This window comes from Bacillus cereus group sp. BfR-BA-01441 (genome assembly GCF_022663075.1).
In the GTDB taxonomy this organism is placed as follows: Bacteria; Bacillota; Bacilli; order Bacillales; family Bacillaceae_G; genus Bacillus_A; species Bacillus_A cereus.
This window is the reverse complement of record NZ_JAKUEU010000033.1, coordinates 11,364-26,215: the sequence shown is the minus strand read 5'-3', so window position 1 is coordinate 26,215 and position 14,852 is coordinate 11,364. Positions and strand designations below refer to the sequence as shown.

Sequence of the window (14,852 nt, the reverse complement as noted above, 5' to 3'; positions counted from 1 at the left end):
GAAATAATATAAAAAAGTCGAATATTAAACTGACACGAAATAATAAAAAGAAGGTACACATATGGATAGGAAATTAGGAATGTTTTTGAATACAAAATATATTGAAGTAAACGAAGGAATACAAAAAGCAAGGGAATGGGATTTAGAATATATTCAATTATATGCTATGAATCCGACTTTCAACTTAGCTAACATTTCAAAGGTACAATGGAACACTTTAAAAGAAAACTTATCTTTTAATGAGATTCAAGTCCCGTCATTAGCAATTAGCTTCGGAGAAAATGGAATAATAGGAACTGAAGCTGAATGTGTAATAGAGAGTTTTAAATATATTACTGATAAAGGGTTAGGGTTAGGAGCTAACGTAGTAACAGCCCATATTGGGAAAATCCCTGATGATGAAAATAGTGAGTACTATGATAAAATGCTACGTGTTTGTAATGAAATAGGGGACTTAGCGTTCAGATTTGGAGGATTCTTCGCCATTGAGACGGGATCTGAAAAAGCAATAGTATTAAAACGATTTTTAGAAACTGCAAACTCGAAAGGACTAGCTGTTAACTTTGACCCAGCAAATTTAATAAGTGATGTAAATGAAAATCCGGGAGAAGGTTTATTACTATTAAAAGATTATATAGTACAAACTCATATTAAAGATTGTAAAGAAGTGAAAAGTGATCGTTCAACTAAGTATATAGAAGTCGCAGCAGGGAATGGTGAAGTAGATTTCGATATATTCTTCAAAGTATTAGATAAAATTGGATTCGACGGATATAACATGATTGAAAGAAATGATTATTTTGATGAACTGGATGGGATGAGTCAGTCGATAAATTTTGCAAAGAAGTACATACCAACTCAAAAGGAATAACGATAGTATTTGTAGAAAGCTACATAGAATATAAAAACCATTAGGGGGAAATGTAATGATCCATAAAGTAGGACAAATTATGTTATATGTAAATAATCAAGATGAGGCAGTAAATTTTTGGACGGAGAAGGTAGGGTTTCATGTAGTTGCAGAGGAAGATAATAAGCAAGGAATGAGATGGATTGAAATCGCTCCGAAAAGCGGTGCGGAAACGAGCATTATATTACATAATAAAGAAGTTATTTCGAAAATGAGCCCAGAATTGAATCTTGGTACACCGTCTTTAATGTTCTTCTCAGAAAATCTTGATCAACTATATACAGATTTAACAAATAAAAATGTTACTGTTGGAGAAATGGTAACTATGCCTTCTGGTAAAGTGTTTAACTTTGCTGATAGCGAAGGGAATTATTTTGCGGTTATGGAGAAGAACCAATAATAATATTGCTATGTGAAAATCCCCCTCAAATATATTTGAGGGGGATTAAATTTTTGAAGTGGATTTTTCATTAGAGAGTTGTTTAATAAAAAATACTCCTTTTTCAATAGCTGTCTCAATATAGCCAACAATTTGGTCAAACGTAAATACTTGTAAGTCTTCATGCAAATGTTGCTTTGGATATAACATATCTTCAAAAAGATACTTTCGAAATTCTAAAACGTTTTCTTTAGAAACCTCTTCAATATCCACAATGTGAGCCTCTTGATTGAGAAGAGAGAAAAGCTGTTGTTCTTGATCGTAATGATGAAGCAACTTTGCATTTAACAATTTAAAATCGTTATAGTACAGGGGTGCGATAGTTTCGTCATTCTCTATTCTATTTTTTAGCCAAGGTAGAAAAAATCCACTTAGCCAATTATCATCGGCAATGAGGTGGGTATAGTAGCCTAAAATAAATGGGGAACCTATATGTGATTCATATTTATGAAAAAATGAATCATAATCTATTCTTCTCGTATAGTTCTTCGTTGTACCGTCATAAAAATGTGAGGTTCCTTTTTCTTTTTTTGAATGAACAGCATCAGGGGCTACAGCTCCAAGTAAGAAAGAAGTCTTATCGTGAATTGATAGTTTCTCAGCAATACCGTTAGCGATAATAACATGCATAATTCGTGATCCCATGAATGCCACCTCTGTTTCCAGTATTCATTTCAGGAAGAGGACTGAACAGTTAGTATTACTTTCCCTGTACTTTTTCTACTTTCGACCCATTCATGTGCTTTCCCTGCATTTTGAAGTGGAAAAGATTTCGTAGCCTTAATTTGTAAACGTCCGTCACGCAAATAACGGAAAACTTCATTTGCAGTTTCTTGGAGCAGTTCAGGACGCTTTTTTCGTGTGGTTCCAAAGCTAAAACCGAGTATAGAACGGCAACTTGCATGTAAATCTTTCGTTTGAAAGTTACCAATTTCACCGCTAGCATTACCGAAATGAACGAGGCGACCGTAATAAGCAAGGCAGTTTAAACTTCTTTCAGAAACCGTTCCAGAAATAGAGTCTAAAATTACATCAACCCCTTCACCATTTGTCAGTTCATTGACTTTCTCTACAAAATCTTCATCTTGATGACAAATAACATAATCAGCTCCAGCATCTAAAGCAATTTCTTTTTTTGCTTCACTTCCGACAGTGCCTATAACTGTTCCAGCCTCTAATAGTTTAGCAAGTTGAATAGCAGTAGTGCCAATTCCGCCAGCAGCCGCATGAATGAGTACAGATTCACCTTTTTGAATCCTTGCAACATTTGCGAGTAAACTATAGCTTGTAAAAGATACGATCGGACAAGCGGCTGCAGTTTGAAAGGCGACTTCATGGGGTAAAACGAAAGTAAGATTTTCATTTGCAACAACGTATTCTGCGTAAGATCCATTTTGAGGAAAAGCAATGACACGTTGTCCAGGGTGAATATTTTTCACATGAGAACCGACACGTTCTACAATACCAGTGGCATCTATACCTGGAATAAAAGGTAGTGCTTTATTTCCTTTTTTGCCATAACGTGATTTAATATCAGCGAAATTTACACTAGTAGCAACTACGCGAATTAAAACTTGATCTTCTGAAATAGCCGGTATATCAAAATCTGTATATTTCATCACTTCAGGACCACCGAACGACGTTACAACGATAGCTTTCATTATATGTCCTCCTAAATTTGACTATATAAATTATTTTAAATCTTTATCAGAAATTGGAAAATTATATAATAGTTATGTGTGGTTATAAGTGAAGCTTATGAACTCAGTGGATCATTATATTAATTTATATAAAAAACTTTTTCGGAAAAATCGAACGAAATATGAATTACCTGCCAATATATAGTGTAAGACAAAGGAGGGCTGGAATATGAAGGGTGAAATAGATTACGCACATTTAATTCAATTAACTTTATCAGGCAATAAAGAAGCGTATAGCGAATTGTATGATGTAACGATTCAAGAAGTATATAAAACAGCACATTTTTTAATTGAAGATAAAATGGATGTAGATGATGTCGTTCAAGAAGTATACATACAGCTATATGAATCGCTTCGTAAATATGATAGCGAGAAGCCATTTCGCCCTTGGCTAATTGGGCTTGCGATTAAACAAATTCATTCTTATAGAAGAAAGAGGTGGATGCGACTACGAATTATAAAAAAAGCAGAAGAGCAAAGAAAGCCAGTGCAAATTGATTTTTCTAACTATGTTGTAAGTAAAATATCAAACCAAAAACTAATCGAACTCATTCATAAATTACCGTATAAATTGAAACAAGTTATTATCTTAAGATACTTACACGATTATTCACAAGAAGAAGTAGCACAAATATTACATATTCCAATCGGTACAGTGAAATCTAGAATTCATGCGGCATTAAAGAAACTACGTCAAAAAGAGCAAGTAGAAGAAATTTTTTTAGGAGAGGTAGGGAATGTGAAATGAGTTTAGATTGTAGAGTTAGGGAATCTATACAAGAAGAAGCAAAGGGTATTGTTGCCCCGCCGGAGTTAAAAGAAAAAATAATTGTTCAAATCAAAATGAATCGCGGGGGAAGTAAGGTGAAGAGACGCCTTATCGCCGGAGTGCTTGCAGCAGCATTTTTAATCCCTACGACCGGTTTTGCATATCAATCTATTATGGCGGATGGTATATACGGATCTTTTGAGAATTTAAAAAAACACGCCGGAGCGATGACGTTAGAAGCGTATATGCGTTTTAATGCAAAGTTATCAGAAGCGAAAGATGAAATGGGCACGAAGGAATATGAGGAGTTTACAAAAGAACTAAAAAAATTAACAAATGCAAAGCTTGCGTACGGAGATTCGAATGGTAATATAGATTATGATGGATTATCACCAGCAAAAAGAGAAGAAATGAAAAAGGTAAGTATGGGCCTTCAACCATACTTTGATAAATTAAATGGTCATAAATCTAGTAAAGAAGTATTAACGCAAGAAGAGTTTGATCGCTATATGGAAGCTTTAATGACACATGAAATAGTACGAGTGAAGACAAAATCAACTGGTGCAATAAAAATAGAAGAAGTACCTGAGGCGTACAAAGAAAGATTTATTAAAGCGGAGCAGTTTATGGAGTATGTAGATGAAAAGGTGAGATAAGTAAAAAAGCTCAAAGCTTTAGCTTTGAGCTTTCTTTATTAAAAGAAAATAGAGCATTCAATTATATTTTTTCATCGTTGCATTGTCCTTTTGTATAAAACAATCTAAAAGGGAATAACCAGCTATTAAACTAATAATCGTAACAAAAGTTGTATTTATTAGAATAATATTAACTAAATAAGGTAGGTATTCGGCAAGTGGTGAAAAGAGTAGTGCTGGGGAAAAGGAAATGAATAGTGTAGGCACTGTAATAGCAATAAATTTATCCGGTTGAAAGCTCCAGTTTTGTTTACTCGTTTCGCGATTAATAGATTGAAGAAAGCGTAATAAAATGCCAACTATAAGAGGGAAGAGTGTAAAGTAGAATAATCTTGGATAAACGTTAAAGTTCACTTGTGCATCTGTATCTAAATAAAATTGAATTTTTACTCCTACAAATAATAATAAGACGATAAATAATGTGAAGCAGAGGTATAGCATCACTTTTTGCATTATATTCCACCATCCTTTACTCAAAATATATTCAAAAAAAGAAGAGATATACAATAACTACTGTTGTATATCTCTTCTTTTACTGTTAGTTAATAGTGGAGTTTGCTTTTTCTTGCTTCGTGAAATAATCAATAATGCCCATTGCGCTAATTTCTATATCTAAATGTAAAATATTATAAACGGAATGATCTGATGGAACGTTTAACTTTGTAAGATGAGAAGAGATTTTATCCATTAACAAAGTTTGTAAAGCTTTAGTCGCTTCATCGAAATCATTATACTTTTCAAAGACTTCCTTACCAGTCTGAACGAAAATAGGTAGCCAATGTTCCAGTTGATTGTATACTTCTGTAACATGAGAGGATGCGCCGTAATGACCGAAATAAATAGTATCTACATCCATACTTTGAATATGATTTTTAGAAGCAATCATCGCATCTGGTTGAAATTGTGAAGGGGACGTTGATGGTAGATACAGTTCTACACCAACGTTTGCGAGTTCTCTATAATAAATTCCAATTGTATCACCAGTGAAAATCCCGTTTGTTAATGAATCGTGAATGCTAATATGGTGCTTCGCATGTCCTGGTGTATCGTAAAATGTAAGGGTGCGGTCTTTTGCAATTTTTAACGTATCACCATGTTGTACAATATGAACACGTTCTTCTTCAATTGGAAGAATTGGATCAAAGAGTTTATTGAAATCTTCTTTGTAGACAGCTTTTGCACCTAAAATGAGTTTTGTTGGATCAATCATATGACGAGCACCACGAGAATGCACATATAACGTAGCATTTGGGCACTTCTCCATCATTAAACCAGCTGCGCCAGCGTGATCTAAATGCACATGTGTAACGATAATGTTTTTAACATCGTTTAAATCAATATGTAATTGTTGTAAGCCGTCTAAAATATACGGAAGAGAAGGGGCTGCACAAGTTTCAATTAAAGTAATATCGTCACCTAATAAAACGTACGTACCTGTTCGTTCATTATGCTGTAAATCGAAATCATCAATAAGATATAGGTGAGAAGATAATTGCTCTACTTTTTTCATATTTACCACTCCTTATATACTGCATGTTTCTATTATACGCTAAAATAGAAAAAGGCAGAAAACGAAAGCTCGTCTTCTGCCTTTTTAAAGTGTTGTTATTTCGTTTGTTCTCTATTGATAGACATAACGAACAGTCCAACTATGCCACCAACGATTGGAAGCATAATCTCTCCTGCTAAATTAAAGTAGGAGCTTAAAAATAAACCATTTACATCGATTACCCAGCCAGTAACATACAATAACATCATATATAGTACGAAATAAAACTCGCGATTTGAAATCGTTTCATGTTGTGCAGTTTTCATAATGAACACCATCCTTTTCTTTTATAATGGAATATAAACTGTCACATTTTGTTCACAATTTAATTGTAAAACTTTCCATCATAAAAGTCTAGTAGTTTGCTGGAATTTGCATCAATTCAAACTGATTAGTAACTGATAATAGATTTCCCAGAAATGTTAGGAAACTTACTATAGAAGGTTGAAGAAAAACGAGGAGTGATAGCTAATCTCTCAATATCTTCAATTTACTTTAATACCGTAAACAAATTAATCGGTTATCAGGAAAAAGGATTAGAAGAAGTCGATAAAGTATTTAAAGAAGTAGAGGCAAGAGGGATATATTCACTCTGCATTTAAATATAGGTTGAAAAGTTATCTCTTCGATGCAAATAGTCATACTGGAATAATTTGGACTTAACTTGTCGTTTGGTGTAAAATTATGTTAAAAGGTATTGAAGAGGATTTATCCATGATGGAACAAATAGAATTACTACAGGTTAAAAAATTATGGGAGTGAATAATTAGAATGGCAACTAAATTCAATTTTACTAACCTTCAAGGAGTATATTTGGAAGGACTAGTTTCAGATGATAAAATGACTGCTTTTGAGATTAATATTAATAAGGGCAGATTTGTTTTTATTATGTTTCTTTCTGAAGAGGATTCAGCCAGAAGAGATGAACTTTACATACATTTGAGGCGCATTAACAAAATTATCAAACTTAAAACATATGGAAATCATTTAAAGGGGAATTTTGAAGTTTGGATAAAAGAGAAAGAAAAAGAGGATATCATTTCTGAACTCGGTCTACAAAAGAATGGTACCACTTTTGATTTTAAATTATTTCTTGAGCAACTTAACGATAAAATCCCTAATACAATACCTAAGGAAGAGAAAATAAAAACGATAAGGGCTAACAAAGGTGTAATTAGTGAATTAGGTATTGATGAGAATGATAAAATCATACTTATTGGAACAAAGCATTTATCAATCGGCACACCACAAGATAAAACTTTGCGAAAACTCTATCTTTATACGGACAGTGAGGTAGAGATAATTGAGGACTTTATAGAACGTTTAAAGGAAACGAACAGTACGGTTGCATGGACAACTGAAGATAAAAGGAAAGGTGCTCCGGACATAAGAAATTTAATAAACGGTTTGTAGTTTTATCCTCGTATAATAAGAGATAGATGTTAATTCATTATATAAATTGATAATTAATAAAATCATACTTTTATAGATTAGTACTTGTTTAGCATTAGTGCAAAATTTTTGAGTAGAAAGAAGGTTATTATGAGTTATTTGTCTGCATTGAACTACAAATATAAGCAAGAAGATTCAGAGGAGACTTTATTTGTCTTCGATACGAATTATTTCTTATATGCCTATCAAAGTTACTCTAATGGAGATAGTTATATAAAAGCATTAGAAAATAAAAAGAAGAATATATATATTCCTTTTATGACGTATATAGAGTTCTTATCCAATATAAATTCTGTAACCAATTCTTTAAAAAGTGATATTAACATTTTAGAAAACTATGTTAATTCAGTTGTTGAAAAGGTAAAGATATTTGATATTCCAGCAATTAAACAAAAACTAAAATCTGAGAGTTTTAGAAATAAATCAAAGAATTATGATCAATTAAATAATTTACTCAAAAAGGATATAGAAGAAACTATAAATGAATATGTTGAAAGTTCTGTTAAGGAGATTGAAAATAAGTGTATTGAGATAGAAAATATACTTAATGAAAAATTAAAAGGATTTTCTAATTCAGAAAAGAATCTACCCAAGATAGCAGAGTATGAAAAAAAAATAGCAGACCTTACAGATCGAATTGATAAATTGTTTGAAAGTTCAAGTGTTCTTGGAGAAATGTATACCCAAGAAAATATATATGAATATATATCAGATATGGATGATAGGTATGCAAAGAATATCCCCCCAGGATTTTGTGATAAAAGTAAAGGTGATAAAGAAAAGATATTTGGAGACATAGTTATTCCTGATAAAGCAGGAGATCTTGTCTTATGGAAAGATTTAATAAATTTGTTACAAGTTAATGAAGAAAAAAAGAGAAAATTCTCTAAAGTTGTAATTGTAACAAATGATGGTTTGTCAGAAGAAAAATCAGATTGGAGAATAAAGTTAGGTAAAGAAAGAGTAGTACATGATCAATTAAAGATAGAGTTCTACAAAAAAACTGGTAAACTATTAGATTTAATGAAGGTCGAAGATTTTATTGAATACTTTAGTCTGGAAGATGAAGCTACTAAAGAACACATAGCAAATGAGATTAAAACATTTAAAGAAGTGGATGTTTCAAAAGAAGAAAAAATTGTATTTACTTTATTTGGTGATGTATATACTTTAAATAACCAGAAAGAAATGATGGAAAAAGTATTTATTACAGTTATTAATATGAAAGATTTAAAATATAAGGATTTAATGAATATACCATGTATATCAACTAAACATGAAGAATTAAACACAACTTTTGATTCGTATACAGAATTGTTCTTTGATGAAGAAACTGAAATTATATTGGGAACTAGATTAAATAGGACTGATAAATTAAGGTATATTTATAAATTATTTGAAATTGCAGGGATTGATACAAGAGACTTAGTATTTGATAGTAGAGACTTACAAAAAATATGGCGGAAATTTTTCCGAGGTAAAGAAAAACTATTACATTCAGATGAAATCATAGTCTCATTAGAGAAATCTGAAAATATGTTAGGAATATCTGTAATTGGAGATGTGAGGTTTTTAAAAACAGGTAAAGAAATTGAAAATAATTTAACTATTCAAATACGAGATAAGTTAATAAATTTTGAATTTTATGATGAGTCAATGAAGTCAAGGGAAATTGAATTTAAAGATATTATGTGGACCTTAGGATATGATATTGAGAATCATGTTGTTAATTTTGATGATTTTTAATGTGAATTGTATTCAACTATCCTCTTACATGGTTCAAATTGGTTCAAATGCTGTTCTACAAGATTCCATTTTATCCGTTTTAGTCCATATTGGAAGCCTTCAGAATGGCGATATAAGAGGAGTTATATAGATTAGCAATCCAAAAAACAATCACTCCAGTTCTCAAAACGTTAGTATATCTATGTTTTAAGACCCTTTTCACTTCAGTGAAAAGGGTCTTTTTTATGTGAGAAAATGGCTTTGACCACATTTTGATTATCAAACATATATAAGAGTATATTATCAAATTTGTATTAAACGGAAAAAGCCTGATAAATCAAGGCTTCAGTAAAATGCTTTATTCCCAGTTTCTTTATATTTAATGAAAAAAACGTAAATGCTATCATTCCAGCGTCTAAGTACGTAATAAGAGCTGTATATTCACGAATGTAGTATAGTATAAACATAGAATGATAGTGAAGAGAGGGGCAAAGACAATGACAGTTTATGATTTTTCAGCTAAAACAATTACAGGTGAAGAAAAATCGTTAAAAGATTACGAAGGAAAAGCACTTCTTATTGTCAATGTAGCTAGCAAATGTGGTTTTACACCACAATATAAAGGATTACAAGAGGTGTATGATAAATATAAAGACCAAGGACTCGAAATACTCGGATTCCCTTGTAACCAATTCGGGGGACAAGAACCAGGTACAGAAGCGGATATTACTAGTTTTTGTGAATTAAACTACGGTGTAAACTTCCCAATGTTTGCAAAGGTGGATGTGAAAGGTGATAAGGCTCATCCTTTATATACATACATGACAGAACAAGCACCAGGTTTACTCGGTATGAAAGCAGTGAAATGGAATTTTACGAAGTTTTTAATCGGAAAAGACGGGAAAGTAGTAGGGCGTTTTGCGCCGCAGACGAAGCCGGTAGATTTAGAAGTTGAGATTGAGAAGGTACTTGGAGAATAATTAGGAGTTTCACTTTATTAAAAAACGTCTCAAAGAACAATGTAGTTCTTTGAGACGTTTTCTTTAAACTCACATTTTCAAGATTAAATAACTGTATCAAAGCCATCTGATTTAGGTAGAGAAGCTGCTTTTTTCATAAGCACTTCCCATAAGTGTACAGATTTCTTCCATTCTTCTGCAGCCTGCTCCTGTTTATACATAGCGTTCTCATAACTGGCAGTAAGTTGTTGCATATCGGCCGAGTTGTAAAGTGTATCGATATGGAGAGCGTATTCTCGGAATGTTTGACTTTCACTCCGTGGTATGCCAATTCTCGCAAATTGTTTTAAAAGTGCACCGTAAGCTTTTTGATAAACAGCATCATTTTTTCGGTATTTATAGAAATGAATAATAAGAAATGTCATCCATTTCATTCTAGTGGTGAAGAGAATGTATCCTATAATACTAATTAGTATCGTAGAGAGGAATACGTACCACCAAGAAAAACTAGTTTTAGAATTTGTGACCTTTTTAGTAGAAGCTTCTTCTGTATTTTCTATTAAACTTTTAAGTTTTGCTTCATTATTTCGTTGTTGTATTTGCTCGTTATTAGAATTATTTGCTTCGCTATTTTGTGAAATAGGAGCAGGCGTATTATTTATAAAATTATAGGGATTGGTAAATCCTTTTGTTGGTTCGAATGGAATCCATCCGTATCCTGGGAAATATACTTCGACCCAAGAGTGTGCGTTATCGTTCGTGATTGTATAAACATCCGCACCTTCTGCAGAGGCAAGTGTATTGTCAAGAGTTCCTTCTGTATAGCCTTTTACCCAGCGAGCAGGAATCCCGGCAGAACGAAGTAGTACAATCATAGACGTCGAAAAATTATTACAGTAGCCGCTTTTTGTATCGAAAAGGAATTGATCTACATAATCTTGGCTTTTGGCAGGGAATAAGACATTCGTTGATTCGTATGTAAAAGAGTTGTCTGTGAAGTAATTTTCAATTGCTAATACTTTATCATATCGGTTGTCTTTATCATTTGTAAGATTGACAGCCAAGTCTTTTACGCGCTGTGGTAATGACTCGGGAAGTTGTGTGTACTTTGTCATAAAATAAGGGTTTGTTTCTTGACCTTCATTTGTTTTTACAGCTTTCAAGTTTTCTATGGAAAACTCAGGGATCTCATATGTTACTTTATACGAATGTAAAGTAGTAGAAGAGTCTTCATTCATTGTATAAATTTTTTCTGAAAACGGGTCAACACTGTATGATACATCAGAAGAAGCCTCAACTGATACTAATCCTGCTGGATAGGTAAGGTGAGGGTAACTTTTTTGCATGGTAATTGTTGCCTCAGTCGTTTCCGTTTTTGTATTTTGTTCGTACCAGCTTACGATGTCGTTTTTATTTTTAAAAGAAATCTTTTTCGGATTTTCAGAAATTTCCCAGCCTTTTCCTGTATAGAAATCTTTTGTTTCTACTCTCCAATAGTGTTTGTTTTGCGTTCGTGCTGTGAAAACAATTGTAGGATCCGTCTGAAAAGGACCACCTAATCGCGAGTCATCTAAACCATACCCAATTGTAGAAACTTTTTGTTCTTTACTTGCTTCAGATGTGTTGAATTTTAAAAAATCCATTGGGTTTGGCCATTGAGGGCCAAATTTTGGAGCAAAGTATGCGATGGTTGCTAATAATACAATAAATATTGTAAGTGGTCTAAGTAATTTTGAGATTTCCCTAGCATAATTTTGTAAGTGTTCACGCTCTTTTATTCGTTCTACTTGAAGAAGACTAAGCATAAAAAATCCGATGACAACAGTTCGAATAATAGCGTAGTTTGCATTGTATAAATGTAAGTTATGAAAAGTTGCGATATAAATAATAGTCAATACAAGAAATAGAAACCCACGTTTTTTATGAATAATCCAAAATGAAGTGAAAGAACTCAAAAACCAAAATGAGAGAAAAAATAAAACCGTCGGAAAAACTGGAGAAATATCTAGTAAATTCCCTTGGAAAAATAGGGAGGAATTTCGAGACATATCAGAAAAAAATGTTGTTAGCCAAGATGGATTTATAAAAGCATTTTTATAATATAGGGAATGAATGATAAATAGGACTGTGACAATTTTTATTGGAATCTGCCACCTCGTTTGAAAAAAAGAGAGAGCGAAGCAAATTCCTATAAATGTTACGAAAATATCTAATCTACCTACATTTGTAATACCTATAAGAGGTCTTAGCCATTCTAGTAAAAGAAGAAATACACATGCATGCATAAAGAATCTGTTCGTATCCCACTTGTATTTTGTTTGTAATGTTATCATTTGCTCACCTCAAAAAACACGTTTGTATACCGGTTTTCATAAACCGTGTTTACAAATATTTGTCGTTTTTTTAGAGTTTCTATTATACTGATTTCTCGGTGTGAAAGTTGATTCGCTTTTTCTTTCACGACAAAAACCATACATTTTCTATTTTTTATAGCAGCACAATCAGCCGCCTTTTGAATATCGGGAGAAAGATTACTGGTCACGAGTATAACCGTGACGGGCTCATAAATTTTTCTTAGTTCCATGTCTACACTCTGGGAGAGCGGGAATACACTGTCTGCTTGCACTTTTGCTAAATGACAAAGGATTTGTTGTAACTGCGTATCTCCATTGTCTAAAGGGAAGATAGTTTGTTCTTTTCCGATAGACACGAATGATGCTGGTGAATTTTGTTTCAAGACAGCCCTTACGATAGAGGCAGTAAATGTGACGACTGATTCGAATAGAGGAGACTCGGTTCTGTCTATGAATATCATGACATTATGGCTGCGCTGCTGTTCAAACTCTTTTGTCATAATATTGTTTGTTCGTGCAGTTGCTTTCCAATCAATCCATGAAAAGCGATCACCAGGTTTATAGTCTCTGACACCGACAGAGATTGTAGAGTCTTTTGCTGAATTTATATTTGCTGAAAGCGCTCCTTGTTCGAAATGATTTTCCAATTGTCGATATGCTATATCTACATACTGGGGATAGACTAAAAATGTATCTGGAACTGAAAAAGTTACTTCTTTCTCTATCATGCCGAATAAATCGCCAGTTTTGACACGAACGCTTGAAAAAGTGTGCTCGCCTCTAGGGATTGTGTCAATAACATATTGAAACGAAATATTTCGTTTCAATCCTGGGAAGAGTACTACCTTATTCATCTTTGTTTGTTTACAACTTATAAATTGTGGTGGCAGTTCATCTTCTATAACTAAATAAAGTAAGGGGAAAGGAAGTTTTCTTTTTATTGTAATCGTGCTTACAAATTGTTCTCCTACTACATATCCATTTTGGTTTGTTATTCGTTTTACTTCAGCGTCCCGTAAAGCGTAGAAGGGGAGTAGTAGCGAATAAAGAGCAATGGGAATTATGCTGTAAAACAAAAACCAACTGACAAACCCTCCTTGAAGCATAGCGTACATAAATGTTAAGACTAGACATAAAGGGAGTAGCAATAACTTCATAACGTGATATAGCGCTCGTAGCATTCGTTTCATCAAGGATTCATCGTCCTTTGAGTAGGCACGGTAGTTCGTGCAACGATTTTTCCGATAACTTGTTCTCCTGTTATTCCTTCAAATTTTGCTTCCATTTTTAGAATGAGTCTATGTGCTAAAACGTAAGGAGCTAAAAATTTAACATCGTCTGGAATAACATAATTCCTGCCATGGATAAATGCATAAGCTTGTGAAGCTTTCATTAAAGCAATCGAGCCACGTGGACTTGCACCTAACTGTATAGAACTGTACGTACGAGTCTGATTAACAAGCTTTACAATGTAATGCTTAATTGCTTTGTCCATACTTACTACCCGTACGTTTTGTTGTAAATAAATTAATTCTTCTATTGTAGTAATGGTTTGTAATTGAGAGAGTGGATTTGTTTTTTCCATCCGGTTTAAAATTTCAAATTCTTCCTCTGGTGTAGGATATCCCATTTTTAGTTTCAATAAGAAACGATCGAGCTGAGCTTCTGGTAGAGAATATGTTCCTTCATATTCGACCGGATTTTGTGTAGCCATGACAAAGAACGGATTTGGTAAAGGTCTTGTAATACCATCTATTGTAATATTGCCTTCTTCCATACATTCAAGTAAAGCAGATTGTGTCTTTGGAGATGTACGATTAATTTCATCAGCAAGTACAAAATTCCCCATAATTGGTCCAGGCTTGAACTCAAATTGGAGCTCTTTCGGATTATAAATAGAAACTCCTGTTACATCTGACGGCAATAAATCAGGTGTAAATTGAATTCGCTTATAATCAGCATCAATGGATTTAGAAAGAGCACGTACTAGCATTGTTTTCCCGACACCAGGAACATCTTCTAATAGCACATGACCTTCAGCTAAGAGAGCTGTCAAAGCTAAGATTGTTTCTTTTCGTTTTCCGACCATTATTTTTTCAATATTATTGATTATTTTTTCTACAGTGGGATGTAATGAATCAAGCTGGGGCATCGTAATCCTCCTAATGTTATTATCGTTTTCTAATCAATTTAGTGGACATATTTCTAATTCTATATGTAGATAGTAAAGGTCTAACTTAAATTCTGAGAATATTCAGATTATTCATTTCAATTACATCTAGTATAATTGTTTCCGTAAC

At 33.1% G+C, this 14,852-nt stretch carries 15 protein-coding genes; 7 read left to right on the top strand and 8 right to left on the bottom strand.

Features of this window, described 5'->3' with window-relative positions:
- Positions 1 to 61: 61 nt before the first annotated feature.
- Positions 62 to 871, top strand: coding sequence for a sugar phosphate isomerase/epimerase family protein (locus MR107_RS15530; protein ID WP_071740306.1), 810 nt, complete (start codon positions 62 to 64; stop codon positions 869 to 871).
- A gap of 55 nt (positions 872 to 926) precedes the next feature.
- The gene (locus MR107_RS15525; protein WP_000581467.1) at positions 927 to 1,310 is read left to right on the top strand and encodes a VOC family protein; all 384 of its coding nucleotides are present in this window, start codon (positions 927 to 929) and stop codon (positions 1,308 to 1,310) included.
- 45 nt (positions 1,311 to 1,355) lie between these two features.
- Here the strand turns inward: MR107_RS15525 and MR107_RS15520 are convergent, their stop codons facing one another.
- Positions 1,356 to 1,994 (bottom strand): zinc dependent phospholipase C family protein, encoded by a 639-nt coding sequence (locus tag MR107_RS15520; RefSeq protein ID WP_048656743.1) that lies wholly within the window; start codon positions 1,992 to 1,994, stop codon positions 1,356 to 1,358.
- Positions 1,995 to 2,023: 29 nt separating this feature from the next.
- Positions 2,024 to 3,010 (bottom strand): quinone oxidoreductase family protein, encoded by a 987-nt coding sequence (locus MR107_RS15515; protein WP_242292502.1) that lies wholly within the window; start codon positions 3,008 to 3,010, stop codon positions 2,024 to 2,026.
- A 208-nt stretch (positions 3,011 to 3,218) separates the two neighbouring features.
- On the opposite strand from MR107_RS15515, the gene MR107_RS15510 reads away from it, so the two are divergent.
- Both MR107_RS15510 and MR107_RS15505 read left to right on the top strand, forming a co-directional pair.
- Positions 3,219 to 3,797, top strand: a complete 579-nt coding sequence (locus MR107_RS15510; RefSeq protein WP_242292501.1) for a sigma-70 family RNA polymerase sigma factor — start codon at positions 3,219 to 3,221, stop codon at positions 3,795 to 3,797.
- Positions 3,794 to 4,474: a DUF3600 domain-containing protein gene (locus MR107_RS15505; protein ID WP_048656746.1), complete on the top strand. Its 681-nt coding sequence runs from the start codon at positions 3,794 to 3,796 to the stop codon at positions 4,472 to 4,474. The genes MR107_RS15510 and MR107_RS15505 overlap by 4 nt, the downstream gene beginning before the upstream one ends.
- A gap of 57 nt (positions 4,475 to 4,531) precedes the next feature.
- Here MR107_RS15505 and MR107_RS15500 read toward each other — a convergent pair whose 3' ends face one another.
- From MR107_RS15500 to MR107_RS15490, 3 genes are all read right to left on the bottom strand, one after another.
- Positions 4,532 to 4,966 carry a hypothetical protein gene (locus MR107_RS15500; protein WP_001174535.1) on the bottom strand — a complete coding sequence of 145 codons (435 nt, stop codon included), beginning with the start codon at positions 4,964 to 4,966 and terminating at the stop codon, positions 4,532 to 4,534.
- Between the two features lie 85 nt (positions 4,967 to 5,051).
- Positions 5,052 to 6,023 carry an MBL fold metallo-hydrolase gene (locus tag MR107_RS15495; RefSeq protein WP_088362695.1) on the bottom strand — a complete coding sequence of 324 codons (972 nt, stop codon included), beginning with the start codon at positions 6,021 to 6,023 and terminating at the stop codon, positions 5,052 to 5,054.
- A 95-nt stretch (positions 6,024 to 6,118) separates the two neighbouring features.
- Positions 6,119 to 6,328 carry a DUF3925 domain-containing protein gene (locus MR107_RS15490; RefSeq protein ID WP_000844982.1) on the bottom strand — a complete coding sequence of 70 codons (210 nt, stop codon included), beginning with the start codon at positions 6,326 to 6,328 and terminating at the stop codon, positions 6,119 to 6,121.
- Between the two features lie 505 nt (positions 6,329 to 6,833).
- On the opposite strand from MR107_RS15490, the gene MR107_RS15485 reads away from it, so the two are divergent.
- The 3 genes from MR107_RS15485 (at position 6,834) to bsaA (ending at position 10,219) form a co-directional block, all read left to right on the top strand.
- The gene (locus MR107_RS15485; RefSeq protein ID WP_086404613.1) at positions 6,834 to 7,475 is read left to right on the top strand and encodes a hypothetical protein; all 642 of its coding nucleotides are present in this window, start codon (positions 6,834 to 6,836) and stop codon (positions 7,473 to 7,475) included.
- Between the two features lie 129 nt (positions 7,476 to 7,604).
- Positions 7,605 to 9,260: a PIN-like domain-containing protein gene (locus MR107_RS15480; protein ID WP_071727391.1), complete on the top strand. Its 1,656-nt coding sequence runs from the start codon at positions 7,605 to 7,607 to the stop codon at positions 9,258 to 9,260.
- Positions 9,261 to 9,736: 476 nt separating this feature from the next.
- Positions 9,737 to 10,219, top strand: a complete 483-nt coding sequence (gene bsaA, locus MR107_RS15475) for a glutathione peroxidase (RefSeq protein ID WP_000219434.1) — start codon at positions 9,737 to 9,739, stop codon at positions 10,217 to 10,219.
- An 83-nt stretch (positions 10,220 to 10,302) separates the two neighbouring features.
- Here bsaA and MR107_RS15470 read toward each other — a convergent pair whose 3' ends face one another.
- Genes MR107_RS15470 through MR107_RS15460 form a run of 3 tightly spaced genes read right to left on the bottom strand, consistent with a single transcriptional unit; the run spans position 10,303 to position 14,704 of the window.
- Positions 10,303 to 12,531, bottom strand: a complete 2,229-nt coding sequence (locus MR107_RS15470; protein WP_242292500.1) for a transglutaminase TgpA family protein — start codon at positions 12,529 to 12,531, stop codon at positions 10,303 to 10,305.
- Positions 12,528 to 13,742, bottom strand: coding sequence for a DUF58 domain-containing protein (locus MR107_RS15465; protein ID WP_078186670.1), 1,215 nt, complete (start codon positions 13,740 to 13,742; stop codon positions 12,528 to 12,530). Before MR107_RS15465 ends, MR107_RS15470 begins: the two co-directional genes overlap by 4 nt.
- The gene (locus MR107_RS15460; protein ID WP_242292499.1) at positions 13,742 to 14,704 is read right to left on the bottom strand and encodes an AAA family ATPase; all 963 of its coding nucleotides are present in this window, start codon (positions 14,702 to 14,704) and stop codon (positions 13,742 to 13,744) included. Before MR107_RS15460 ends, MR107_RS15465 begins: the two co-directional genes overlap by 1 nt.
- Positions 14,705 to 14,852 lie beyond the last annotated feature (148 nt).